Source organism: Paenibacillus sp. 1-18 (genome assembly GCF_000520755.1).
GTDB classification, from domain to species: Bacteria; Bacillota; Bacilli; order Paenibacillales; family Paenibacillaceae; genus Paenibacillus; species Paenibacillus brasilensis.
Window position 1 is genome coordinate 1 of the sequence record NZ_ASSB01000391.1, and the last position, 24629, is coordinate 24629.

Below are 24629 nucleotides of genomic sequence, written 5' to 3' on the forward strand. Positions count from 1 at the left end.
CTGGGAGCCTGCTTGGCAGATGACATGGGGCTTGGCAAAACGGTGCAATTTATCGCCTATTTGCTTCATCTACAGGAGATGGCCGCGGAGACAGGCGTCCGCTCCAGTTCTCTACTGATTTGCCCGACTTCGGTACTGGGCAACTGGCAGAAGGAGCTTAGCCGATTCGCCCCCTCCTTGAAGGTCCTGCTGCACTATGGAAGCAAGCGGGATCAGGGGGAATTGTTCCGCGAGGAAGCCCGGCAAGTCGATGTCGTCTTGACTTCCTTTGCGACTGCAACCCTCGATCAAGAGCTGCTCCAAGGCATGACCTGGGATTCGATTTGCCTGGATGAAGCGCAAAACATTAAAAATGCGCAAACCAAGCAATCCACAGCCGTTCGCAGCTTTCCTGCACGTCATCGTATAGCACTGACCGGGACACCTATTGAGAATCGGCTGTCCGAGCTGTGGTCTATTTATGATTTTATCAATCCCGGTTATCTGGGCAGCTCACGCGCCTTTAGCAATCGGTTCATGAATGCTATTGAGAAAGAACATAACGAGCAGCGAACGATGGATTTGCAAAAGCTGGTTCAGCCCTTCATGCTGCGGCGCAAGAAAAAGGACCCGGCGATACAGCTTGATTTGCCTGACAAAAATGAGATGAAAACCTACATTCACCTCACCTCCGAGCAGGGAGCGCTCTATGACCAGATTGTCAAAGAGCTGATGGAACGGATGCAGAAGCTGGAAGGCATTGAGCGAAAAGGAGCTATTTTATCCGCTCTTACCCAGCTAAAGCAGCTTTGTGATCACCCTGTCCTTTTGACCAAGGAAGCAGCTCTGAATGTCGCTGCTCCCGGGTATAGCCCGTCCGAGCTTGAAGTGCTTATCAGCCGTTCATCCAAGCTTGAGCGTATTCTGTCCATGGTTAAGGAGCTGCGGGCGGAAGGTGAGCGCTGCCTGATTTTCACACAATATATTGGCATGGGACGGATGCTCCAGCAGGTATTCGCTCAAGAATTGCAAGAGCCGGTGCTCTATCTGAACGGCAGCACGTCCAAAACCGCGCGCGACCGGATGATTGAGCAATTCCAATCTTACACGCTAGCCCCTGAAGAGCAGCCGTCTGTATTTATTTTGTCACTCAAGGCTGGCGGTGTGGGGCTGAATCTGACAGCGGCCAATCACGTCTTTCACTTCGATCGCTGGTGGAATCCGGCTGTTGAAAATCAGGCCACAGACCGCGCCTACCGGATGGGACAGACGAAGGATGTACAGGTACACAAATTCATCTCGCTGGGCACGCTGGAGGAACGCATTGATGAAATGCTGGAGAGCAAGCAGCAGCTTAGCGACCAAATTATTTCCAGCACCGAGGGCTGGATTACCGAGCTGTCGACAGATGCACTAAAAGAACTCTTCACGCTGCGGCGCGATTGGGCAGGATGAGGTCCCGAGTCGAACTATAATCCACATGGAGTGTCACTGCGCAGACGGATGGTGCTTCCCATTGTTGTTGCTTGTCCAGTACCGTTTCGCCTGCTCCGTTTTCATGCATTTTGAGTTCGATATACACCTATTTTTTCAAATATAGTTTATGGCACATTCCAAAGCTCCTTTGTATGCATCTACTATCTCATCACAACAAAGGAGTTGATTTGAAGTGGCCATTCGTCCTCCACAAACGCTGAAATCTACGGGCAGAAAGGTTCCTGCTTCGAGATATCGCAATGTGAGTCCAACGCAAACCTTCCGTCGATTTACAGTCATCTGGGCTAACAATGATGGTGTCCCTTTTAACACAAGCGGATTTTTTGCTACACTTCGGCGTCTAGATGGAAGCTTTGTGCAAGCTGCAGGCTTCGACAGTTTTGGTACTGCCCGGTTCAGCAGAGTCCGCACACCTACGAACCAGCCTTATATTCTGCGTACCTTTAGAGACGATGGAACGTTATTCCGGGTTAGATCGGTACCTGCTGGCGTATCCTCGTTTGTTGTTATCGGTTAAGAATGTACCGAACGCAGCCTAAATGGAGCTAACCCAAAAACAGCCAGGAACAGAGTATATCTGTCCTGGCTGCTTCTTCGTGAATCAGGATTTTGCAAAATCCTCAAATACTTATTCGGAATCTTCCACCGCTTGTACATTTTTCGAAACGGCTGCTTTGTATACTGTTTTGAGCCAGTTTTCACTCGACCAGTTCAGCTTGCCTGCACCCGCTCCGTCCATGCCCTGCAATTGGGCAACCAGATTTTCAGGATTTTCGGCTGTGTAGCTGTATGGCAACGTTTTGAATCCATTCCAGGAGAAGTCCTTGGCTTTGACAGGATACGGAGCCAACGGGCTATTCGCATCGTCGCTGCCTCCTCTGAACACGGTGCCGTTATCCGAGAGGATGACGTCCTCTGCTTTAATTTTGCCTGTGTAGTCCGCTTGGTTAGGGTCCTTTTGGTTATTACGGACAGGAGAAAATACATCAATTAAATACGATTTTTCTAGCAGTACCGCGCCATTTTCCGTTGAAATTGCACCGTTACCTACTACGTCAAAATGATATCCTTTGGCAGCAATTGCTTTGGCCATGTCAGGTGTAATTCTTTTTTTGGCTCTGGCCAATCCGGCATCATCCATAACGATGTTATATACATGAGCATTACCACCACGCAGACGAGGCATACGATCCTGAATATCCAGGTAGTAATTATGATGCAGCGTTACTTCCAAATCTGCATTGTCGCCAGCCATTTCTGTAGCACCAATCAGATGCGCTTTCTTTTGTCCTGCTGTAATATCAATGATATCTTCTTTAGGCATATAAAAAAATATTAAAATGTTCCTAATTACTTATCTCTTGCCTTAATTTCTCTATTAATTTTTCGTTCTTTTTTCGCGAACACACCAAATGCTCTTTCATAAAATCACAAAAATCGCTATTTTTTTATTTTTGAATAAGACATAAGGCTGTCATATTAGAAGTGGTACATATAAACAGGTCAGCATCATAAATACAATGCAAAGGAGCAATCAGATGTCCAGCTACCAGTACGTTTCCAAAACGGAGTTAAAAGAAGCCATCCATGCCTCCTACTTGTTGTTAGACAGTGAATTCGAGGAGATAGACGAGGATCAAAAGGATATTCGGATTCCCGAGGTAGATAAAACCCCCGCAGAAATGATTGCCTACCAGCTCGGATGGCTTCAGCTTGTAATGTCATGGGACAGAGACGAAAAGGAAGGAAAAACTGTCATCATGCCTGCACCAAATTATAAATGGAATAGACTAGGCGAGCTTTACCAATCCTTTTACAAAACCTATTCCCACCACTCTTTACGTGAATTACGGCAACTATTCAAGCTAACCGAGCAAAAGTGGCTGGATTGGATTGACACACTCAGTCATGAAGAACTCTTCGTACAGGGCGTTCATAAGTGGACTGGCAGTAATCCGAACTGGCCCATGGCCAGATGGATTCATATCAACTCTGTGGCACCTTTTAAAACATTCAGGGCCAGGATACGAAAATGGAAGAAATACAAAGCTCAACATTGATGAAAAAAAGTGTGCATTGTGCTACAATACTTGAGTTGTATCGGGATAGATTTAGGGAAGGGTAAGTGAAACGCCATGCTTATTATTGGTATTGCCGGCGGTACAGGTTCCGGTAAATCAACGGTAGCACGCGCTGTCGTTGAACGTCTGGGATCTAATAAAGTGACTTTCATATCTCAGGATAACTATTATAAAGACCATTCACATCTGACCTATGACGAACGTGCTTTGGTCAATTATGATCATCCGTTTGCCTTTGACAACGACTTGCTTATCGAGCATCTGCAATGTCTGAAAAAAGGACAAGCGACTCAAGCGCCAGTGTATGACTTTACAGTCCATGCCCGTTCCACTGACGAGACGGTAGAGCTGCTGCCGAATCATATCGTTATGCTTGAGGGACTGCACGTGCTGTCTGACGAAAAGCTCCGTAGCCTGCTCGACATTAAAGTATTTGTGGATACCGACCCTGATGTGCGTATTCTTCGTCGGGTTCTTCGAGATATCGAGGAGCGCGGCCGCACCATCCATTCGATCCATGATCACTATTTGACTACGGTTAAGCCTATGCACGAGGCATTCATTGAGCCTTCCAAGAAATACGCAGACCTGATCCTTCCTGAGGGGGGACATAATGAGGTTGGTATTCAACTGCTATCTATTTTGACGGAAAAATATTTGGCAGGGGATCGGACATGGGGTACGGTTTAGGGTAATCCCGGTTTGTTGAGGCTGTCGAGATCTTCTCGATGGCCTTTTTTGTCGTTTTATATGCCAATGGAACTAATTTTTTTTTTGGGATTCCCGTATGGTTTATGTTAGCATGTAAAGATTAAATGCTTTATATTTGAATTAAGTTGGAAGCGTTGTCAAGCGTATGCCTCAGATGATATGACATCCGCGTTAATGCGGTCTTTTTTGAATAGGTATAATGACGGAGAGTGCTGCCATGAATGAGCTATGCAACATTTTGATTGTGGATGATGAGATCTTGGTGCGGCAAGGAATCAAGCACCATTTATCGTGGAAAAAGTACGGTTTTCGGATTGTAGGCGAGGCCTCCAACGGGAAAGAAGCGCTGGAGCTGATTGAAGCCCTGCGTCCTCATATTGTCATCACGGATATCGTGATGCCGATCATGGACGGTGAGGAACTGACCCGAATAGTCAAACAGAACTATCCGGATATCGAGGTCATTGTGCTCAGCAGCTACGGCGAGTTTAATTACGTGCGATCCACCTTTCAGCAAGGGGTTGCTGATTATATTTTAAAGCCCAAGCTGGACACGGATGAGCTGCTGCAAGTGCTCCAGCGGACAGCTCACAAAATCCCAACCATTCAATATCAGGCAGATGCTGGAGATAATCAAATTACGATGGATCATGTGATCGAAAAGCTCATTTCCGGCTATAGCATAGAATATGACACTGAATTGCTAAAGCAGGCATTTCCATATGCCCGTTTTGCGCTTATAGGTATAGAGCAACCGGCTCAACAGGGTACAGGCCGCTCCTACTCTGCCTCAGACCTATTTTCCAGGCTTACGGATCGAGTGACATCTGCCTGTGGACAAATCGTACTCCGACCCTTACCGTCCGATGCTCATGCGGCCGTTTTTTTAGCCAATCTTGATCCGCAGAAGGCAGACTCCTGGATGACTGCGGTCAGGGAGGTGGCACAGGAGACGAAGCAAGCTGATCCACAGATCGGCTGGGCGGTCAGCCACCTGTTTGATGATTTTAATCGGATTAGCGAGGTCTATCAGGATGAACTGCCGAAGCTGCTCAGCTATCGCTTTTATTTCCCGGAAACAGCGCTGCTGATGGAAGACGGACTCCCCCAGCCTGCTCAAGTGGACAGCTCATTTAACTTGAAGCAATTCACGGAGGAGATGAAGCGCGAGCATTTTGATACGGCTTTTCAGGATTTGAGATCTTATGTAGCAGCCTTGTCCCGCAGCTATAACTCCACCGCCTTTGAGTTTAAATCGCTGCTGGGGAACTTCGTGTTCAACATTACAATTTTACTTGGGAATCAGGGGTATGATATGAAGGAACTGGATGCAGCCAAATACTCCTATTTCAAAAGAATTAATGATGCACCTCACGTACATGAAGCAGTGCGATTGCTGGAGACCTTTTTAGAGGAAGCGAACAGGCAGATCATGGCCAAAACGCAGCAAGGCAGCAGTACAAGCATGAAAAAACTGCTGGCATATATTGAGGAGCACCATGCTGAAACGCTCAATTTGACGACACTTGGACAATATTTTCATTTTAATCCGTCCTATTTGTCCAGTTATTTTACAACCCATCATACAGAGGGTTTCAGTGAGTATCTGAACAAGATTCGAGTGGAGAAGGCCGCGGAGTTGTTGCGGTCGGGTACAATGTCCATCTCCGATATTAGCACCACTGTCGGCTATTCGGACCCTAGCTATTTTACCAAAGTGTTCAAAAAGATGACGGGTTATTCACCCAGCCAATACCGCCGGGATCATCTCCATTAGAGAGCAAGTGTATATCTGCAGCAGAAAAGAGATTAAACATGAAAAGGTATATTCATAAAATCAAATATCAGGGTTTGTTCTTCAAAATATTTATCGTTATGGTGGTCAGCATCACTGCGGTGTCGTTGCTGACCTCTTTGGTGACGATTCGCATGTCTGAACGACTCTTTGCCGAGACATTCAGTATTACGAATGCCAAGGTACTCAGTCAAATTCAGTCCAGCTTTGAGTCCTTCAATGACTCGATTGTAAATGCCGTAACCCATGCCTCGGAAAACGGGACGGTCAAAAGCTACCTGACTGGCGGCCAATCTGACTCTATTAACTCGGCACGCATCTACTTTGGTATGGCACAGCAGATGAAGCAGATCAAATCAAATGTCGACGCCTATGATGTCAGTGTTGCGGTAACGGGCATGAACGGCCGCAGCTTCTATTCTGATTCGTCCTACTGGCCGGTAACTGCGGAGGAGCTTAAGAACAGTTTGATTACAGCCCGAAGCGCGGCACAGCCGACACGACTGATGTATCAATTGGATACGGATCTATTGCATCAGCAATTGAATAATAATACCGGACAGAAACCGACACCTTATATTATCGCCTCGAAGGCATTTATGGAGCGAACCAGCGGCACCTTGTACGGCATGATCTACATTGCCATTCGCGAGCCGGAATTCCGCCGCTTCTATAACAATTTCACAAGCAATGGCAATGATGTTCTCATTTTGGACAAGTCGGGACTGATTGTATCGAGCAACCGTCAGGACCTGATCGGACAACGCTCCAATGAACTGCTAGGCTATGCCACAAAGATCAATGAGCAAGGGCTAAATTACATGAATGCGAACGTGATGAACAAGGATAGCATCCTCCTTTCCAACTATATCCCTTCGTATGATTTTTATCTGGTTAACATGATCGACAGGCAAACTGCGATTGGGCAGATCATTGACGTCAAATCCGTTGTATTCATCTGCATTACTATCGTGCTGATCGCCTTGCTGATCGTTTTTCTGATTTCCCGTCGCCTGATTCGTTCTTTGACTCGGCTGGTCAAGCAAATGTCGACGGTCCGCGAGAAGAATTTTGATAACTATCTCCCGGTAACGGGCAGCTATGAGGTCAGACAGTTGAGTCATGCCTACAACTACATGCTGGATGAGCTGAATGACTATATTCGCAAGCTGCTGGAGACGCAAAAAGAGCAACGAAACGCAGAGCTTGCCGCGCTACAACGGCAGATCAACCCGCATTTTCTGTACAACACACTGGCTTCGATCAAAATGCTGGTGCTCAAAGGAAACAAGGAAACCGCCGCCGAGACGATTAACGCGCTTATTTCCCTACTGCAAAATACAATCAGTAACGTAAGTGAGACGATCACGATTGAGCAGGAAATGGCCAACATGCAAAACTATGTGTTCATTAACCATGTGCGCTATGGGCAGCGGGTACAGGTGAATTATTTTATATCGCCGGATTGTCTGGAGTACCATGTGCCCAAGCTGATTATTCAGCCTTTTATCGAAAATTCTTTTTTCCATGCGTTTAATGAGAAAAATGCAGGTCACATCTATATATTGGTGTCCAAAACGGAGGATACTTTGATCTGTGAGGTGGTAGACGATGGAGACGGTATGGATTTGGACGGGCATACGGCAAAGGACGGACTGCCCAATCCCAAGAGCAAGCGCCAGCTGTTCACTGGCATCGGCATCCAGAATGTGCACAACCGCATTACTCTTCTGTATGGAGAAGAATATGGCGTGACCGTCTCCAGCAAAAAAGGTGAAGGCACCAAAGTGAAAATGACACTGCCATTGATCGTAAAACCCGCCCCTCCTATCTTATAAAAAATATAGGCTGAACTTAAGACAAAGAAGGTGGAACAAGAACGGAGTGGGCGGAATCGTGCTGTACAAGCGTAGCGGTCGCCTAAAAGCTTTCCATAGGAAAGCTCGCATCGGAAGCATAAGCTGTATCCAGATTTCAACCTTATATAATTTGAATAAAGAAATCTGGATACAACAGCGATGGGGAGCACCATCCGACCGCGTAGTGGCGCTTCGTGTATAACTTTAGTTCAACCTAAAAAAAGTACCTAAATCCAAGGAAAGTACAAATGTAAGCGGTGCCTTTTTTGATAAATGATAATAATAAGACAAATCCGTATAAAGATATTCCTAACTGCGAGCAAAGCAAGGATGATACACTAGATTCATAAACAAGGTAACCGCTTTCAATAAGTTTTAAATGATTAGCACGTATAAAAAAAGAGTAGGGGTTGAACAAAATGAAAAAAATGTCTTTCCTTTTGCTGATCGCAAGCTTGATCTTGCTGTCTGCGTGTTCCAGCAATTCTGAGAAAGCAGCTACGACCACAGATTCAGGCAAAAAAGAAATCACCGTCTGGGCCTGGGACCCGAACTTCAATATCGCGGCCCTGAAGCTGGCAAAAGATCGCTATGTTGCCAAACATCCTGATGTAAACGTAAACATTGTTGAATATGCTCAAAATGATATTGTACAAAAAATGAATGCCGGTCTTAACTCCGGTTCTACCAAAGGATTGCCTAACGTGGTTCTGATCGAGGATTACCGGGCACAAAACTTCCTGCAAGCTTATCCGGATTCCTTCCATGATATGAGCAGCTCGATCAAGGCATCCGACTTCGCTGATTATAAAATCGGACCAACCAGCTACAATGGCAAGCAGTATGGTGTTCCATTCGACTCCGGTGTTATGGGTTTGTATGTAAGAACAGACTATCTGGAGCAAGCTGGCTACAAAGTAGCTGACCTGACCAATATTGATTGGGACAAATTCATTGAAATTGGTAAAGCTGTAAAGCAAAAAACAGGTAAAGAAATGCTCACTCAAGATCCGAACGACCTCGGTCTGATCCGTGGTATGATCCAATCCGCAGGTTCATGGTACCTGAAAGAAGACGGCAAAACGCCGAATCTGGCAGGTAATGCAGCTCTGAAAGAGGCACTCTTGACGTACAAAGCCTTGTTCGACGCCAATATTGTTAAAATGAATGCCGACTGGAGTCAATTCCTGGCAGCCTTCAATAGCGGCGCAGTGGCTTCCGTACCTACAGGCAACTGGATTACACCTTCGATCAAGGCAGAAGCTTCACAATCTGGTAAATGGGCCGTTGTTCCTCTCCCTATCATGAAAAACATACCTAACTCCGTGCATGCTTCCAACATTGGCGGCAGCTCCTGGTATGTTCTTAACTCAGAGGGTCAGGATACCGCTGCTGATTTCCTGAAAGCAACATTCGGTTCAGATCAAGAATTGTATCAAGAGATGCTCAACAAAATCGGAATTATCGGTTCATTAAAAGCAGCTTCCGGCGGTAAAGCTTATGAGAAAGCAGATCCGTTCTTCGGCGGCGACAAAGTCTATAAGAAATTCGCAGACTGGACGAAACAAGTTCCAAAAATCAATTATGGTCTGCACACTTATGCAATTGAGGACATCATGACCGTTGAAATTCAAAACTTCCTGAACGGCAAAAATGTAGACGCAGTTCTGGAAGATGCTCAAAAGCAGGCAGAAGCACAGCTTAAATAAGACAGTCTTCCTAGCCAAGGCTAAACAATAAAACGATAAGCACTTAAAACCTTGGGCTTGCGAGTTCAAGGTTTTAATGCTGCATAGGGAGTTGATATGGTTATGAAGACAGCCGCGCCCAAAATGACTACAACACGTCTCAAAGCAGGTATGACAGGATGGTTGTTCATAGCCATCGCAGTGATCATGATTGCGGTCTTTTATTTCTACCCGATGATTCAGGCGCTTATCTTGTCCTTCAAGACAGGCACAGGGTCTAATCTCACCTTCAACGGCATTGATAACTACAAGCGTCTGTTGACGGACAGCATGTTTATAACCGCTGTAAAGAATACATTCTTCTATTTAATTTTCCAGGTGCCTTTGATGGTCATTCTGGCTCTGTTCATTTCAGTATTGCTGAATGATAAAAATCTGAAATTCAAGGGCTTTTTCCGTACAGCCATCTTCTTGCCTTGTATTACATCACTGGTAGCCTATTCCGTTGTATTCAAGTATTTGTTCTCGGCTGACGGTCTGGTCAATTCCCTATTGCTGAATCTGCATGTGATCGGCACGCCGATTCAATGGATTACAGACCCTTTCTGGGCCAAGGTTACGATTATTATCGCGATCACATGGCGCTGGACCGGTTACAACATGATCTTTTACCTGTCCGGTCTCCAGAATATTGACAACTCCATCTATGAAGCGGCCCGTATTGATGGTGCTTCTTCGATTCGCCAGTTTTTCAGCATTACCGTTCCACTGCTCAAACCGATTATCCTGTTCACCTCGATTACATCAACGATTGGCACACTCCAGCTCTTTGATGAAATTATGAACATTACCAAGGGCGGACCGGGCAACGCAACATCTTCTATTTCGCAATATATTTATAACCTGTCCTTCAAATATTCATCTGATTTTGGTTATGCGGCGACCGTATCCTACTCCATCGTCATTATGATCATTATCTTGTCGATTATCCAGTTCAAAGTGGCAGGTGAGAAAAAATGATGAAAACGAAAAGAATATTTACGTACGCCTTTCTGATCCTTGTGTCGTTCGTTTCCATTTTTCCGTTCCTGTGGATGCTCTCCAGCTCCACCAATCTTTCGGTCGACGTCACAAAGGGCAAGCTTCTGCCCGGCGCTCATCTCATGGATAATATACACAATTTGCTGGAGAAGGTGGATATCGTTACAGCGCTGGGCAATTCGGCCAAAATCTCTATTTCCACGACGCTGCTAGCGATGCTGATTGCATCACTGGCCGGTTATGGCTTTGAAATCTACAGAAGTAAAGCCAAAGATGTGGTGTTCAACATTTTGCTGATGTCGATGATGATTCCGTTTGCGGCAATCATGATCCCGCTTTACCGGATGTTCGGCAGCATTTCGAATGTCGTCCCCTGGATCGGCATTGATACCCTTTCATCTGTCGTCATCCCGACCGTCACTACGGCGTTCCTGATCTTCTTTTTCCGGCAAAGCACTAAAATGTTTCCAAAGGATCTGCTGGAAGCAGGCCGTATAGATGGATTATCCGAGTTGGGTCTGTTCTTCCGCGTATACATGCCTACGATGAAAACAACCTATGCCGCTGCCGCGATCATCACGTTCATGTCGAGCTGGAACAACTACCTCTGGCCTCTGATCGTGTTGCAAACGCCGGAGAATCAAACCATCCCGCTGTTGATCTCGAACCTGGGCTCCAGCTATGCGCCTGATTACGGTGTAATCATGATCGCTATCGTCCTGTCCACATTGCCGACTGCGCTTGTATTCTTCCTGATGCAGAAGCATTTTGTCGCAGGTATGGTAGGCTCGGTAAAATAACGGGCTGCTGGAAAATACCTTCATTTCATTTTAAAAATAAGGAGTGTTCGCCTTGACCATCCATACCCCCAGTCTGGACTGGCTCACTGATGTGACCAAGTTCGCGGTAAATCGGCTGCCAGCCTATTCCGATCATAAATACTACGCCACGCTTCAGGAAGCAGAGCACCAGGCCGATATGGCCTGGCGCCACAGCCTGAATGGGAACTGGAAGTTCAACTATGCAACGAACCCGGCCAGTCGGCCGGTGGAATTCTATGCACCTGACTTTGAGTATGGCGGCTGGAGCGATATTCAGGTGCCGGCCCATATTCAGACACAAGGCTTCGGCCAAATGCAGTACGTGAATACGATGTATCCGTGGGACGGACATTCCGACGTTCGCCCACCGCATATTCCAGAGGATCACAACCCGGTAGGAAGCTATATTAAAAGCTTTGTTTTGCCGCAAAATATGAGCTCCGACGGGCAGCCTGTGTTTATTTCTTTTCAGGGTGTCGAGTCGGCCTTTTATGTATGGCTAAATGGAAGCTTTGTCGGCTACAGCGAGGATAGCTTTACACCGTCTGATTTTGAACTGACCCCGTTCCTGCAAGCCGGCGAAAACAAGCTGGCGGTAGAGGTATATCAAAGAAGTACGGGAGCATGGCTGGAGGATCAGGATTTCTGGCGTTTTTCCGGCATTTTCAGAGACGTATATCTGTACACGATCCCCCGTGTCCACGTACGTGACCTGCATGTGAAGTCCGATTTGGATGCCTCCTTCACCCAGGGCCTGCTGGAGCTGGAATTGACCTTGGAAAAACCGGAAGCAGCCTATGCAGCCGTTGACGTGAAGGATGCTGTGGGCCAGGTAGTAGCTTCTTTGAAGGCTGACTTTACAGACGGCAAGGCTTCGTTGTCCGCAAGCTTGGAGCAAGTACAGCGCTGGAGCGCGGAAAAGCCTTATTTGTACACGTTGTTCATCCAAATTTATGAGGCTAATGGATCGCTCGTAGAGGTCATTCCGCAAAAGATCGGCTTCCGCAGATTCGAGATGATCAACAAGGTCATGCATCTGAACGGCAAACGGATCGTCTTCAAGGGTGTGAACCGGCATGAATTTAACGCCCGCACCGGGCGTGCGATTTCCCGTGAAGACATGCTGTGGGATATCCGAACACTCAAGCAGAACAATATGAACGCGGTCCGCACCTCTCATTATCCGAATCAGACCCTTTGGTATGAGCTGTGTGATGAGTACGGGGTATATGTGATCGACGAAATGAATCTGGAGACCCACGGCTCCTGGCAGAAACTTGGCGCAGTCGAGCCTTCCTGGAATATTCCCGCTAATCTGCCCGAATGGCAGGATATCGTTATGGATCGTGCCATTTCCATGCTGGAACGGGATAAAAACCATCCGTCCATTCTGATCTGGTCCTGCGGCAATGAGTCGTATGCCGGTGAAGTGCTGCGCAATGTAGCCAACTATTTCCGAGCTGCCGACCCAAGCCGTCTGGTCCACTACGAAGGCGTGTTCCACAACCGCACGTACGATGATACCAGCGATATGGAGAGCCGGATGTACGCCAAGCCCGCAGATATCGAGCAGTATCTGAACGACAATCCGCAAAAGCCGTATATCAGCTGCGAGTACATGCATGCGATGGGTAACTCCGTAGGCGGTATGCACAAATATACCGAGCTGGAGAACAAATACGAGCTGTATCAGGGCGGTTTTATTTGGGATTACATTGATCAGGCGGTCATGAAAAAAGATCGCTACGGACGCGAGTACCTTGCGATCGGCGGCGACTTTGACGATCGTGCCACAGACTACGGCTTCTGTACGGACGGAATTGTCTATGCGGACCGGAAGGTTTCACCAAAGATGCAGGAGGTCAAATTCCTGTACCAAAATCTGAAGCTCACCCCGGATCGGGGCGGCGTGATTATTCGCAACGAAAACCTGTTCGAGGGAACGGGCGATTACGAGCTGATATACAGCCTGCTGCATGAAGGTCAAGAGATCGCACGAAATGTGAGTCATGTGGATGTGGCGGCTCAGACCGAAGCCTATATTCCACTGACGTTCCCGAGTACGGACGGGAAGCCCGGGGAATATGTCATTCACACAGCGCTGGTGTTGAAGGAAGCCACGCTCTGGGCTGAGGCCGGGCACGAAGTAGCCTTCGGACAGCATATTTTCATCGTGGAAGATCCAAATCCGTTGCAAGTGCCGGCGGGCGGTGCCCTGCGAGTGGTACATGGCGATGTCAATATCGGCGTTCATGGCACAGATTTCAGTATCATGTTCTCCAAAGGAGCAGGCAGCCTGACCTCGCTGCGTTACGCCGGACGCGAGATGATCGCTACGCCTCCTGCCCCATTGTTCTGGCGTGCAACTACAGACAATGATCGGGGAACCGCACTAGGCTTTGAAGCCGGAGGCTGGTTCGCTGCGAGCCTGACGCGTAAATGTGTAGGCATCGAAGTCACGGAAGAGCAGACAGACCGCGTAACCGTTACGTTCCGCTACACGCTAAGCATTCATGCAGACGCACAGGTAACGGTAGCCTATACCGTCTTTGGCGATGGCAGTCTGAACGTAAAATCCACCTATGAAGGCGTATCAGGACTGCCTAACCTGCCGATCTTTGCCCTTTCGTTCAAGGTTCCGGCGGACTATCGCCATCTGGACTGGTACGCGATGGGACCAGAGGAGAATTACATCGACCGTGCCTTCGGCGCGAGACTCGGCGTATTCCGCAACGAAGCTGCGGATAACGTGTCCGGGTATGTCGTTCCGCAGGAATCCGGCAACCGTACAGGCGTGCGCCGTGTCGATATTACCGACGATTCCCGACGAGGCATTCGCATTACTGCACCAGCTACCGCACCTGTGGAATGCAACATTTCGCCATACACAGCGTTTGAGCTGGAAAGCGCCTACCATCTGTATGAGTTGCCCAACGTCTATTACACCGTTGTCACCGTAGCCGGCAAACAAATGGGCGTAGGCGGCGACGACAGCTGGGGCGCTCCCGTGCATGAGGAATACCAAATTTCAGCCGCTCAAAAGCTGGAGTTTGAGTTTACTGTGCAACGGGTGTAAATAAGCTCACCGTATATATATTCAAGATAAGCCTGATGCAACAAGCTAAGCCCTTCCGGCTTCTCATGAGAGAAGCATCGGGAGGGCTTTATACATTCGATTAGCTGGTAGCCAGATTGACATACGTTCGCGTGAAATCAAGGTTTTGCAAATCTTTTTTATCCATGAAAAATTCCAAATATCCTGCGTCCCACCAGCACATGCCGACCTCGTCCAAAGAAGAAACGGAGAGCAGAACGTGCCAATCTTCTGAAGCCTTGTCGTGCATTTCCCGGTTCGTCTGGTATTCTTGCAGCTGAGGCAACACTTCAGATCGTAAATGCTCCGCATACTCTGTACTTCCCCTGTGCATGGCCTGCTCGACTTCCTTATGGATCTGGCTCTCACTCTTATGCCAGTTAAACAGAAGACCCTCCAGCCCGTTTCGGCACAGATAGGCATCCCGCCGGGTGTTCCCGGCAAAAGACTGATGCTGCCCCCACACCGTATCACTATGCTCGCATAAAAGCTCATAAAGCTCCTCATGCTCATCTAATAGAATATCTGCCGTCTCGCTCTCCGACGGCACCGTCAAGATCGGCTGAAAAGAAATTGCACAAGATGTGAAATCCCTGTCCTCGGCACATACTTCAACCTTCCCAGTCGGTGGCAAGGTTTTCTTCAAAGCGCTGCTGTCACCGTTATAGTAAAAGATTTTATGGTCAATATCATAGGCGGGCTCATCCACTCCAAGGAAAAAATAAAGGATTCCCTGCTCGGGCAACCCCTTAAATGGAGAAAAAGGCATTTCGCCCAAATTGATTTGAGCAATAAACGTATAATATTCCCCGTCTGAATCACACGGCCACTCGATCGAGGGTGGCAAATCCGGGTAGCCAGCGATTCGGCTATTGCCAATACGCTCATAGTTCTCTTCATGTTCGATATGAAATTGTATTGCAGCCCCAGCCTCTCGATAGATCACTTCTTTTAATTGCTCATCCAGTGCATGGTCTTCCAATATTCGAGTCAGTTCATTCTTTAGTGGTGGTTGTAGCATCTCGCTTGCCCCTTTTTATCAGTGTATTATGTATTGATTGCTCTCATTTAATCTCTTAAATCAGATTATCAAATTACAGTCTGATAAGCCATGCCTCCCGTGAAGCGGAATAGACTAAACATTGTTCATAAATGTTTGATGATAGGCATTCCGGTACTGTGAAGGAGTCATATGGACTCTCTTTTTGAACAAGCGCATAAAGTACTTCTCATCCGTGTATCCGGCTTCTTCTGCAACCTGCCTAATGCTCATATCTGTACGGGAAATCAATTCTTTGGCTTTATTGATACGAATACTGTGGATGAATTCCAAGGGCCGCATGCCTGTATTTTGCTTGAACAAACGAGAAATATAATCCTTGTTGTAATTGAATTTTCTGGCTAGATCCGTCACCGTCAGCGGCTCTTCGGCATGAATACGAGTCCACTCAATAATCTTGTTAAAGCTCACACTCCCCTGTGGGCTGACAGGTCTATTGATCAGACGACCAAGAGCCAGCTCCGATATTTCAATCAACAGCGAGGTAAACAAATAATTCGCACTGTGATGTGTGAGATAATGTGAGTTGGCTACGTGTAAAATTTGATTGACGATGATATGAATCCGATCCCCGTTGTCTGCCTGTACATATTGCGGCAAATAGATATCCCGCACCACGCCGTGACGCTGCAAAAGCCCCTCCATCGTATGGGTTTCCTGCTTCATTTCCTCGTTAGATAATACATTCGGAGTCGCGGGAACGTCAAAATGAAACCAATAAAATTTAACCCCCGGCAACGATTCCCGGTATCCTCCATGGGTACGACCGGGATAAAGCAGTACAATATCGCCTTTTCCTATCTCAAAATGCGCCTGTTCCTCTCGTATATATACTTTCTCATGGACACCAAGGATCAGCTCAAAGTTCTCGATGGAACGGTTCATATGCTTCCAGGGCACCTCGGAAATAAACTCGCCTGCTGAGATCAACTGTACGGGTGCGTCCACATTTACTTTCAGATAAATCATTTTATCGCCTCTTTAGGTTCATGTTCGGATTTGTCCACCCATTGTATGGTTAAGCTACTGACATACCGCGATTGCAATGCTAATGTAGTGGAGAAATATACACCTTCATCTTAGCTAAGGAGCGATGACTTTGAAAGCAAAAGCTTTTGACTTGCATAAAGTAAGCATTGATTCCGGTCCACTTTACCATGCAATGGAACTGAATGCGGCCTATCTGCTCAGTTTGGAGCCTGACCGCCTATTATCGCGGTTTCGTGAATATGCGGGACTGGAGTCCAAAGCTGCTCATTATGAGGGCTGGGAAGCACGCGGCATCAGTGGACATACGCTCGGTCACTATCTGTCCGGCTGCTCGCTGATGTTTGCCTCCACAGGCGACGAAAGGCTGCTTGAACGGGTAAACGATGTCATCGACGAGCTGGAAATATGCCAAAACAGTCATGGAAACGGATACATTTCTGGCATTCCACGCGGGAAAGAGCTGTTCGAGGAAGTAAAGGCTGGAGATATACGCTCCCAAGGCTTTGATCTGAACGGCGGCTGGGTGCCGCTATATACCATGCATAAGTTGTTTGCCGGCTTGCGCGATGCCCATCTGCTGGCGCATCACCCCAAGGCTCTAGCCATGGAAATCAAACTCGGCAACTGGCTGGAGGATGTATTTAGAGGGCTGGATGATGAGCAGATGCAACGGGTGCTGCATTGCGAATTTGGCGGCATGAACGAGGCGCTGACCGACCTGGCGGAACGCTTTTATCATGGAGAAGTGCTGAATGACCGGCTTGGGCGAAGGCACCTGTGAAACCTGTAACACCTACAACATGCTGAAATTAACGAGACATATGTTCGAATGGGACGGCTACGCAGCCTATGCCGACTACTATGAACGAGCGATGTTCAATCATATTTTGGCTGCACAGCAGCCTGTTGATGGACGTGTGTGCTACTTTGTATCATTGGAAATGGGTGGACACAAGTCCTTCAATTCTCAATATGAGGATTTTACATGCTGTGTCGGGTCAGGTATGGAAAGCCACTCCATGTACGGTACTGCCATCTATTTTCACACGCTACAAACGATCTATGTCAACCAGTATGTCCCTTCTACCGTAACGTGGGACAACATGGATGTACAGCTCAAGCAAGAAACTCTCTTCCCACAAATTGGACGGGGAACGCTGCGCGTCATCAGCAAGGCGCCAAAATCCTTCACACTGAAGCTGAGATGCCCGTATTGGGCAGAACAAGGCATGGCTATTAAAATCAACGGGGAAGTCTTTGTTACAGAGGCTTGTCCTACCAGCTACGTGGTGATCGAACGGGAATGGAAGGACGGAGATACGATCGAGTATGACATCCCTATGACCGTGAGAATCGAGGAAATGCCGGACAATCCGCGCCGGATTGCCTTATGTACGGCCCGCTTGTGCTGGCTGGAGACCTTGGCCCTGTCGCACAGGAAGCCGACGAGGAGCACCTGCTGGCATCTGTGCTGGTCGGCTCGGCAGGTTCATTGACCTCGAAGCTGGTTCCTGACGAGAATGAGCCCAATACATTCCGTATGAACTTACTTGGGCTATGTCGGAGACTTGCAGCTTCGTCCGTTTTATCAAATATATGATCGTTCCTATACCGTCTATTGGGATCTCTTTTCCAAGGAAGAATGGGCGTCCACAGAAGCGGAATACCGTACCGCATTGGCGTACCAGTTGGAGCTGGAACGACGTACGGTCGATGCTGTGCAGCCTGCGGAAATGCAGCCTGAACGGGATCATGCCTTTACTGGCGAACATGTAGGCATGGGGTCCATCTATAACCGTAAATATCGCGACACATGGCCTGGGGGCTGGTTCTCTTTTGTGTTGAAGGTCCTCCCGGATGAGCCTGTCCAATTAGCGGTGACTTATCTGAAGGACTCGAGCCGCTCCAACAGCTCTCATCACGACTTGACATCACCGCAGATGGTCAGATGTTAGGAGAAGGCAAGCTGGAGTCTGAGGAAATGAATAAATTTGAAACGTTCACCTATGAGCTGCCTCCATCCGTGACGAGTCAAAAGAATGAAGCTACGATTCGATTTACAGCTCACCCGCAAGGCAAGGTGGCGAAAGTCGCCGGATTGCGAGTGATCAGACGTTGAAATAAACGCTGAGATTATCGTGCTGTACCTGACGCTTAAAACATTGAGGCTGCCGGCAATCCCGGCAGCCTCCTAATCGTTCAGTAAATGGATCATTTTCTGCACCGTATCATTCTCTTCCAGAGGGCGATAAACGGTTAGCCTCAGTTCGGGGGCATCGTAAACTCGGAAAGTGATATGTTCCATAACCAAGGTTCCAACGTGCGGATGATTGATCTTTTTCTTACCGGTTGGCGTACCCAAAATATCATAGCGCGGCCACCATTGTCTGAAATCAAGACTGATCTCCATTAACTCAGCGACCAGATCCTTAAACCAGCCTTCCCCTACATAAGGAGTGCTGGTTAACCGGAATTGCGCCAAAAGCCGTTTTGCATGGCTTTCCCAATCCCCGATTAGGTTCCGGTAAGCGGGCGAAGCAAAACATCGCCAAATCGCGTTTCGCTCTTTTTTATCCATCTTTCCAAAATCCCCAAACACTCGCTCGCCCGCTTTATTCCAAAGCAATATATCCCACCGCTGATCCGTCACATAAGCCGGACATCTTTCATATTCATTTATGAAGTTTTGCACGATCGGAATAAGGCTTGCCTCGATTGAAGCCGTTTGTTCTACCGGCAGCTGCCCGAGAGCCAGCTTGTACAAATGGTTCCTTTCTTCGGTATTAAGCTGCATGACCGTTACGAGACGTTCAAGCACCTGGGTAGAAGCTTGTATATTTTTCCCTTGCTCCAGCCATGTATACCAGGTAAGACCGATACCTGCAATCTGCGCCAACTCTTCTCTACGCAGGCCTTTGACTTTACGTCTAGCCCCTACGGGTAATCCGAATAGTTCGGGAGTAAGTTTGGAACGCCTCGATTTTAAAAACTTCCCTAACTCCTTGCGTTTCTCTTCCTGATCGCTCATGTCAACTTCCTTTCGTTTAAAACCATTACTTTTAATACTATGATAAGCACGATTCTATTCATAGTATGGTATCTGTATTAATCTTACAACTGTAGCCGATTTGAAGTAAAGGAGTTGTTGTTTTGAAAAGTAACGTCAGACCCGGGCTTACCAGAGGTCTAATTGCGCTCATGGCGGCAGCCTGCGGATTTGCCGTAGCGAACGTCTATTTGAACCAGACCCTTCTGGTCGATATAACCGGAACATTCGGGGCGACTGAAGCCGAGGTGGCGATCGTGACGACACTCACCCAGGTTGGTTATGCCCTAGGGAACCTTATACTCGTACCGCTGGGAGACATTTTTGAAAGACGTCGATTGATTCTTGCCTTGTTAGGTGTGACAAGCCTGTCACTGGTGTCAGCGGCTCTCTCCGGTTCAATTACATGGTTGATTGTCAGTAATTTCTGTCTTGGCTTTACCACGGTGATTCCACAAATTATCGTTCCTTTGGCCGCAGGAATGGCGGATGAACGTAATCGCGGAAAAGTGCTAGGGACGGTGGCCATCGGATTGGTCTGCGGCATACTAGGAGCCAGATTTGTCAGTGGCCTGGTAGATAGCTTCTGGGGATGGAGAAGCATGTACTGGATTTCGTTCGGATGCACTCTTCTGCTCGCCTTACTGATTCAACTTCGCTTTCCAGTAAGCAAAGGAACGACCTCGTTGCCTTATCGCGGACTTCTTCTTTCCCTGGGACCTCTATTTATTAAAGAAGGTGTGCTTCGGCGTGCTTGTTTAAGTCAGGGGATGGTTTTTGGATCCTTTAGCGTTTTTTTTACGACAATAGGATTTATGCTGCAAGCGCCCCCTCACTCTTATAGCAGCGCTGTCGTCGGTCTGGTCGGTCTAGTAGGAATCGGCGGTGCGATCGCTACACCCTTAATCGGAAGGATCATCGATAAGAAGGGGGCCTCTTTCGCCAACAAAATGTGTATGCTTGTGGCTCTGATCTCCTTCCTGATCGCCGCGCCAGCGGGACACTGGCTACCAGCTTTGATCTTGGCCGCATTTTTGTTGACAGTCGGTACACAGGCAAACCAGGTAGCCTGTCAGGCCAACATCTTCAACCTCTCCGCTTCCGCGCGAAGCCGATTGAACGGGCTTTATATGGTTTGCACCTTCCTGGGGGGAGCATTAGGATCCTATTTGGGGGTATGGGCTTGGAGCCGTTGGCACTGGATGGGTGTGTGCATTTGCGGCATGGTTATGATTTCGGTCGGATTGAGCACTGCTCTGGGAAACAAAAAATGGCGGGAACAACCGCAAACGATAAGTTCATAAAGAAAGGGATGGAACTATCATGACATTTGTTGATGAAAACTACAAAAAAGGAATGGAGGTTTTGTCCAAAATCGATGGCGAAAATTACAAGGCCATCGTGGACAGCTTCCAGGATTCCGTAGCGCCGGATCTGGGGAGATTGGCCGTAGAATTTAACTATGGGCAAATTTTTTCCCGCCCTGGCCTGGATTTGAAATCACGTCTTCTTGCCACCGTGGCTGGCCTTACAGCCATGGGGAATACGCAGCAGCTGAAATTTTACATCAACGGCGCGTTAAATGTAGGGTGGAGCGAGGATGAGATCATCGAATGCATGATGCAAATGATCATCTACGCGGGTTTTCCAGCAGGTTTAAACACGATACTTACCGTCGCAGCAGAAGTATTTGAAGAAAGAAGACTCAAGTCGGAATAACCCGTTAAGCAGACGCTCCTTTTGAGCTGTCTGCTTTTTCCGCTTACCGCCTGTATAACCTAGTATCGATATCTATAGTTGCTGCTTCATGTTCACTTCATAGCATATTCATTTCCCGGAAGCTGTCTCTAATCTTCCGCAGCTCTTGCTGGGCTCGACCGTATCGGGAAGCGTACGTCCAAGCAAGCACTTGATGATAGTGTGAAGGTGTTTCAATCGTGGTCACGTTATACATAATTGGAGTGTCTTCCACTTCTCCTTTGAGGGTAAATTCGATGGCAGGATATCCATTCACCACGATGTCGGAAGCCCTCCCCGATTCCGGGTTGGTAAGCTCCGATTCTATATGATCTTGAATAATCTGTTTATACTCTTGAAGAGTCATACTGCTGTCAAAATCGCTTTTCGGTTCAGACAATACGATCAAGTATCTTTCTGAAAATTCATTTTTAATGGAAATATCTGCATCCTCATTAATCGTATCATCTCGTGACCAGCTCAACGGGGCTGTAACCGCAAACTGATTATCCTTACTGACAAATACCTCTGGCTTCACGATTTGTGTAATGAGCGAAGAAATAAAGAATGCAGCGTAGATAACCGAAATGATCGTCATCAGGATGATTGCCCCTGTGAAAATACCTGTTTTCTGTCTGTTCACTGCTCTCAAATCCCGCACCTTAACCACATATGTATTCGCAGCCATATCGCCAAGCCGCTGTTTTTTGGGTGTCGCCAGCGCACATACACCGGCAGGCAAGCCCAAGAAAAAAAGCGGATTCGTATCTACCAGCTGTATGAGGGTGCGGATCAACGATTTAACCAGACCCGGCGATCTACCTTCTCCATTCACAACTTGAATACGAAGTACAAACTTGCCCAGCGTATAGCCTGTGAGTCCTTCCAGCAAAAAGTAATAGCAGAAGGAACCGATCAGGAAGATACCCAATACCATGCCCATATTTGGGGTTTCCGCATCAGCTACCTTTTTTACCACAAAAAAAACCAGTCCTTCATATCCGAAAACGATAAGGATAAAGTCAATTATCCAGGCAGCCCATCTTCTGAAAAAGATAGAGGCTCCATATGTTCCCGATAATACTGCCATCTTATCCGGTTCTGGTCGACGATAGCTATGAGTCGCGTACTCTCCCGGAACGACTGTAGATTGATTTTTCGTTAAATCCTGTTCCCCCAAATGATACACCCCTGATGTCAATTTAAATTCCAGTTAAATTTAACCATTGACATCATTTCTTTGTCAAACTCATTTCAGAAAAAAATCCACTACCGAAAATGCCCCATCCCGAGGTCAATTTTATAGTAGTGGACCTATTCAGTCGATCAGACGATGTTGAACCCATTTGTTCCCTCGGAAGCGCCACAGGAACACGAGCCCCCGCACGCCCCATTCAATATCCATTGCCAGCCAAACGCCGACAATCCCCAAATTGAAGACGATCCCCAGCATATACCCAAGCACCACCCGGCACAACCACATGGATAGCATCGAGGTGATGGACGTAAACTTCGAATCACCTGCCGCTCTAAGCGCGGAGGGTGTAATAAAGGCAATAGACCACAGCGGGATTTGGGCCAATGTATTAATCAGCATGACGATGAAGATGTCATCTACGATTTCAGCAGGCGGATGGAATAGACTTACCATCGGCTTAAACAAAGGCATCAGAATGAGACCCATGATAATAAAAGAAAAAGACGACAGCCAAATAAACGATTTGGTAAACTTGCGGGCATCCTCAATATTACGGCGACCCATGCATTGCCCGACCACTGTCACAATGGTAAGCGCCAGGGCATTCGAAGGGATTTGGAACACGTTAGCCAGTGATGAGCAAATGGCGTTCGTCGCCAGGGCATACGTCCCCAGGTTTACAATGAAAATCTGGGTTAAGATTTTACCCCCATTAAAAAACATCTGTTCCGCTGCGAACGGAAGTCCGATAAACAGAATTTTTTTGAGCATGGCTAGATTAAAATAAAGCATATCTCTAAGCTGAACTCGCAAGTCGTCATCTACTCTGACCAAATAAATCAACGCACAGACGGCTGCCGCATATCTGGACACGTTCACCGCAATAGTCATGCCCAGCACACCCATGTGCAAAAGATTAATAAATACTACATTTAAGACCACATACGAAAGGTTCATAATGAGAGAAAGCGCCAAAGACGCTCGCGTCTTCCCTATTCCCCTGAGTGCTCCACATACCGCCTCAACCACCCCAATTCCAACGAAAGATACACAGCTTCCCAGCAGATATACCTTACCGTTGGCCAATACATCCGGCGAGGCAGAGCCGAACAGAGCACTTAAAATCGGATTGTACAACGCAATCATAAACAAACTGATACATAAGGCCAGCAAGGAAACGGAGGAAATGGTGCCGGATGCGGCCTTGGGGACCATGAGGTCGTTGCCGCTCCCCCTATACTGCGCAACGACAACCGTTCCCCCGGTGGACACCGCGACAAACACATTAATCAGAAAAATATTCAGGGAATCAATCATATTTACCGCACTGACCGCCGCCATCCCTGACGAGCTAATCATGGCAGTATTCACCAAATTAAGCCCCACAATAAAGGCCTGATCAATCAGAAGCGGGATAAACAGAGCAATAATCTGTCGATAATCAATAGACTCTCCCGTAAAATGCTTATTTAGAAAGCCATGCGTTCTCATTCTTACACTCAATTGGCTCATATCATCACATTCTTTTTATCAAATTGAAAAAAACCCTTCACCAGAAGAGCTTTCATTGCGAAAAAATGTATATAGTTGCAAGGCTAGGTGTGCCTAGTTCTTGATTCCGTACACTTTTCTCTACATAGAAAGTATCACTCCAAAAGAAAATCCTGTCAATAGTTTTACTCACATTTTGAATAGAAAAAACAATAACCTGCTCAATTTAGTGAACAGGCCTTCGGGCAGGAATATAATATTTCTTAATATCATTAATATTCTGTTATATGAATTAATTAGATCCCCTTGCAATTAGCGTCGATAAAGCGGGTGATAAAAAGCAGTGTCCCGGCAATCCCAATAGAAAGACCAAATACATCCGTGTAAAAATATAATAGATAACTGGAAATGACACAGTATAAAAGATTGCCCGCTGTATCCGTTAATGAAGAGCTGATTTTACGATGAAAAGGAACGGTACTGGCTGTTTTCTCAGGTGGTTCCGTACTCACAATTCTCGTGCTCATGATCTCTTCTCTCC

The 24629-nt window shown here is 47.2% G+C and carries 18 protein-coding genes and 3 pseudogenes; 13 read left to right on the forward strand and 8 right to left on the reverse strand.

Features of this window, described 5'->3' with window-relative positions:
• A partial coding sequence (locus L693_RS0126240) for a DEAD/DEAH box helicase (RefSeq protein ID WP_025721325.1) occupies positions 1 to 1434 on the forward strand: 1434 nt, incomplete at its 5' end.
• Here L693_RS0126240 and L693_RS31790 read toward each other — a convergent pair.
• On the reverse strand, positions 1406 to 1543 hold the full coding sequence (locus L693_RS31790) for a hypothetical protein (protein ID WP_155983947.1): 138 nt from the start codon (positions 1541 to 1543) through the stop codon (positions 1406 to 1408). The genes L693_RS0126240 and L693_RS31790 overlap by 29 nt on opposite strands.
• A 105-nt stretch (positions 1544 to 1648) precedes the next feature.
• On the opposite strand from L693_RS31790, the gene L693_RS0126245 reads away from it, so the two are divergent.
• Positions 1649 to 1993: a hypothetical protein gene (locus L693_RS0126245; protein ID WP_025721326.1), complete on the forward strand. Its 345-nt coding sequence runs from the start codon at positions 1649 to 1651 to the stop codon at positions 1991 to 1993.
• Positions 1994 to 2104: 111 nt separating this feature from the next.
• Here L693_RS0126245 and L693_RS0126250 read toward each other — a convergent pair.
• Positions 2105 to 2800 (reverse strand): annotated as a pseudogene (locus tag L693_RS0126250) (pectate lyase family protein); the annotation flags it as partial.
• A gap of 214 nt (positions 2801 to 3014) precedes the next feature.
• Here L693_RS0126250 and L693_RS0126255 point away from each other — a divergent pair.
• From L693_RS0126255 to L693_RS0126290, 8 genes are all read left to right on the forward strand, one after another.
• Entirely contained in the window at positions 3015 to 3536 is a 522-nt protein-coding gene (locus tag L693_RS0126255; protein ID WP_025721330.1) for a ClbS/DfsB family four-helix bundle protein, read from the forward strand.
• Between the two features lie 75 nt (positions 3537 to 3611).
• Complete coding sequence (gene udk, locus L693_RS0126260; RefSeq protein ID WP_025721331.1) at positions 3612 to 4247, forward strand: uridine kinase; 636 nt, start codon at positions 3612 to 3614, stop codon at positions 4245 to 4247.
• A 238-nt stretch (positions 4248 to 4485) separates the two neighbouring features.
• Positions 4486 to 6045, forward strand: coding sequence for a response regulator transcription factor (locus tag L693_RS0126265; RefSeq protein ID WP_025721334.1), 1560 nt, complete (start codon positions 4486 to 4488; stop codon positions 6043 to 6045).
• A 38-nt stretch (positions 6046 to 6083) separates the two neighbouring features.
• Positions 6084 to 7901: a cache domain-containing sensor histidine kinase gene (locus L693_RS0126270; protein ID WP_025721336.1), complete on the forward strand. Its 1818-nt coding sequence runs from the start codon at positions 6084 to 6086 to the stop codon at positions 7899 to 7901.
• 440 nt (positions 7902 to 8341) lie between these two features.
• Positions 8342 to 9631, forward strand: coding sequence for an ABC transporter substrate-binding protein (locus L693_RS0126275; RefSeq protein WP_025721337.1), 1290 nt, complete (start codon positions 8342 to 8344; stop codon positions 9629 to 9631).
• Between the two features lie 102 nt (positions 9632 to 9733).
• The gene (locus tag L693_RS0126280) at positions 9734 to 10630 is read left to right on the forward strand and encodes a carbohydrate ABC transporter permease (RefSeq protein ID WP_025721338.1); all 897 of its coding nucleotides are present in this window, start codon (positions 9734 to 9736) and stop codon (positions 10628 to 10630) included.
• Positions 10627 to 11451, forward strand: a complete 825-nt coding sequence (locus L693_RS0126285; RefSeq protein ID WP_025721339.1) for a carbohydrate ABC transporter permease — start codon at positions 10627 to 10629, stop codon at positions 11449 to 11451. Before L693_RS0126280 ends, L693_RS0126285 begins: the two co-directional genes overlap by 4 nt.
• 52 nt (positions 11452 to 11503) lie before the next feature.
• On the forward strand, positions 11504 to 14548 hold the full coding sequence (locus L693_RS0126290; RefSeq protein ID WP_025721340.1) for a glycoside hydrolase family 2 TIM barrel-domain containing protein: 3045 nt from the start codon (positions 11504 to 11506) through the stop codon (positions 14546 to 14548).
• Between the two features lie 100 nt (positions 14549 to 14648).
• Here L693_RS0126290 and L693_RS0126295 read toward each other — a convergent pair whose 3' ends face one another.
• Entirely contained in the window at positions 14649 to 15587 is a 939-nt protein-coding gene (locus L693_RS0126295) for a YwqG family protein (RefSeq protein ID WP_025721341.1), read from the reverse strand.
• Positions 15588 to 15701: 114 nt separating this feature from the next.
• The gene (locus tag L693_RS0126300) at positions 15702 to 16595 is read right to left on the reverse strand and encodes a helix-turn-helix transcriptional regulator (protein WP_025721342.1); all 894 of its coding nucleotides are present in this window, start codon (positions 16593 to 16595) and stop codon (positions 15702 to 15704) included.
• Between the two features lie 130 nt (positions 16596 to 16725).
• Here L693_RS0126300 and L693_RS32215 point away from each other — a divergent pair.
• A pseudogene (locus tag L693_RS32215) lies at positions 16726 to 18735 on the forward strand (beta-L-arabinofuranosidase domain-containing protein).
• 72 nt (positions 18736 to 18807) lie between these two features.
• Here L693_RS32215 and L693_RS0126325 read toward each other — a convergent pair.
• The gene (locus L693_RS0126325; RefSeq protein WP_025721348.1) at positions 18808 to 19644 is read right to left on the reverse strand and encodes a helix-turn-helix transcriptional regulator; all 837 of its coding nucleotides are present in this window, start codon (positions 19642 to 19644) and stop codon (positions 18808 to 18810) included.
• Between the two features lie 170 nt (positions 19645 to 19814).
• Between L693_RS0126325 and L693_RS0126330 the strand changes: the two genes are divergently transcribed.
• Both L693_RS0126330 and L693_RS0126335 read left to right on the forward strand, forming a co-directional pair.
• A complete protein-coding gene (locus L693_RS0126330; RefSeq protein ID WP_049825293.1) occupies positions 19815 to 20966 on the forward strand; it encodes an MFS transporter in 1152 nt (383 codons plus the stop codon).
• A gap of 19 nt (positions 20967 to 20985) precedes the next feature.
• Positions 20986 to 21381 (forward strand): carboxymuconolactone decarboxylase family protein, encoded by a 396-nt coding sequence (locus L693_RS0126335; protein WP_025721351.1) that lies wholly within the window; start codon positions 20986 to 20988, stop codon positions 21379 to 21381.
• A gap of 97 nt (positions 21382 to 21478) precedes the next feature.
• On the opposite strand, the gene L693_RS0126340 is transcribed toward L693_RS0126335, so the two are convergent.
• From L693_RS0126340 to L693_RS0126350, 3 genes and pseudogenes are all read right to left on the reverse strand, one after another.
• Positions 21479 to 22579, reverse strand: coding sequence for an RDD family protein (locus L693_RS0126340; RefSeq protein WP_025721353.1), 1101 nt, complete (start codon positions 22577 to 22579; stop codon positions 21479 to 21481).
• A 138-nt stretch (positions 22580 to 22717) separates the two neighbouring features.
• On the reverse strand, positions 22718 to 24109 hold the full coding sequence (locus L693_RS0126345; RefSeq protein ID WP_025721356.1) for an MATE family efflux transporter: 1392 nt from the start codon (positions 24107 to 24109) through the stop codon (positions 22718 to 22720).
• Between the two features lie 293 nt (positions 24110 to 24402).
• Positions 24403 to 24615 (reverse strand): annotated as a pseudogene (locus L693_RS0126350) (MFS transporter); the annotation flags it as partial.
• Positions 24616 to 24629 lie beyond the last annotated feature (14 nt).

What these genes read in the sequence shown, in the direction of transcription:
- L693_RS0126300 (WP_025721342.1), bottom strand. Translation starts at nt 16,595, where the DNA reads ATGATTTATCTGAAAGTAAATGTGGACGCACCCGTACAGTTGATCTCA.
- L693_RS0126280 (WP_025721338.1), top strand. Translation starts at nt 9,734, where the DNA reads ATGAAGACAGCCGCGCCCAAAATGACTACAACACGTCTCAAAGCAGGT.
- L693_RS0126325 (WP_025721348.1), bottom strand. Translation starts at nt 19,644, where the DNA reads ATGAGCGATCAGGAAGAGAAACGCAAGGAGTTAGGGAAGTTTTTAAAA.
- L693_RS0126255 (WP_025721330.1), top strand. Translation starts at nt 3,015, where the DNA reads ATGTCCAGCTACCAGTACGTTTCCAAAACGGAGTTAAAAGAAGCCATC.
- L693_RS0126285 (WP_025721339.1), top strand. Translation starts at nt 10,627, where the DNA reads ATGATGAAAACGAAAAGAATATTTACGTACGCCTTTCTGATCCTTGTG.
- L693_RS0126335 (WP_025721351.1), top strand. Translation starts at nt 20,986, where the DNA reads ATGACATTTGTTGATGAAAACTACAAAAAAGGAATGGAGGTTTTGTCC.
- L693_RS0126330 (WP_049825293.1), top strand. Translation starts at nt 19,815, where the DNA reads ATGGCGGCAGCCTGCGGATTTGCCGTAGCGAACGTCTATTTGAACCAG.
- L693_RS31790 (WP_155983947.1), bottom strand. Translation starts at nt 1,543, where the DNA reads ATGCATGAAAACGGAGCAGGCGAAACGGTACTGGACAAGCAACAACAA.
- L693_RS0126295 (WP_025721341.1), bottom strand. Translation starts at nt 15,587, where the DNA reads ATGCTACAACCACCACTAAAGAATGAACTGACTCGAATATTGGAAGAC.
- udk (WP_025721331.1), top strand. Translation starts at nt 3,612, where the DNA reads ATGCTTATTATTGGTATTGCCGGCGGTACAGGTTCCGGTAAATCAACG.
- L693_RS0126265 (WP_025721334.1), top strand. Translation starts at nt 4,486, where the DNA reads ATGAATGAGCTATGCAACATTTTGATTGTGGATGATGAGATCTTGGTG.
- L693_RS0126270 (WP_025721336.1), top strand. Translation starts at nt 6,084, where the DNA reads ATGAAAAGGTATATTCATAAAATCAAATATCAGGGTTTGTTCTTCAAA.
- L693_RS0126345 (WP_025721356.1), bottom strand. Translation starts at nt 24,109, where the DNA reads ATGAGCCAATTGAGTGTAAGAATGAGAACGCATGGCTTTCTAAATAAG.
- L693_RS0126275 (WP_025721337.1), top strand. Translation starts at nt 8,342, where the DNA reads ATGAAAAAAATGTCTTTCCTTTTGCTGATCGCAAGCTTGATCTTGCTG.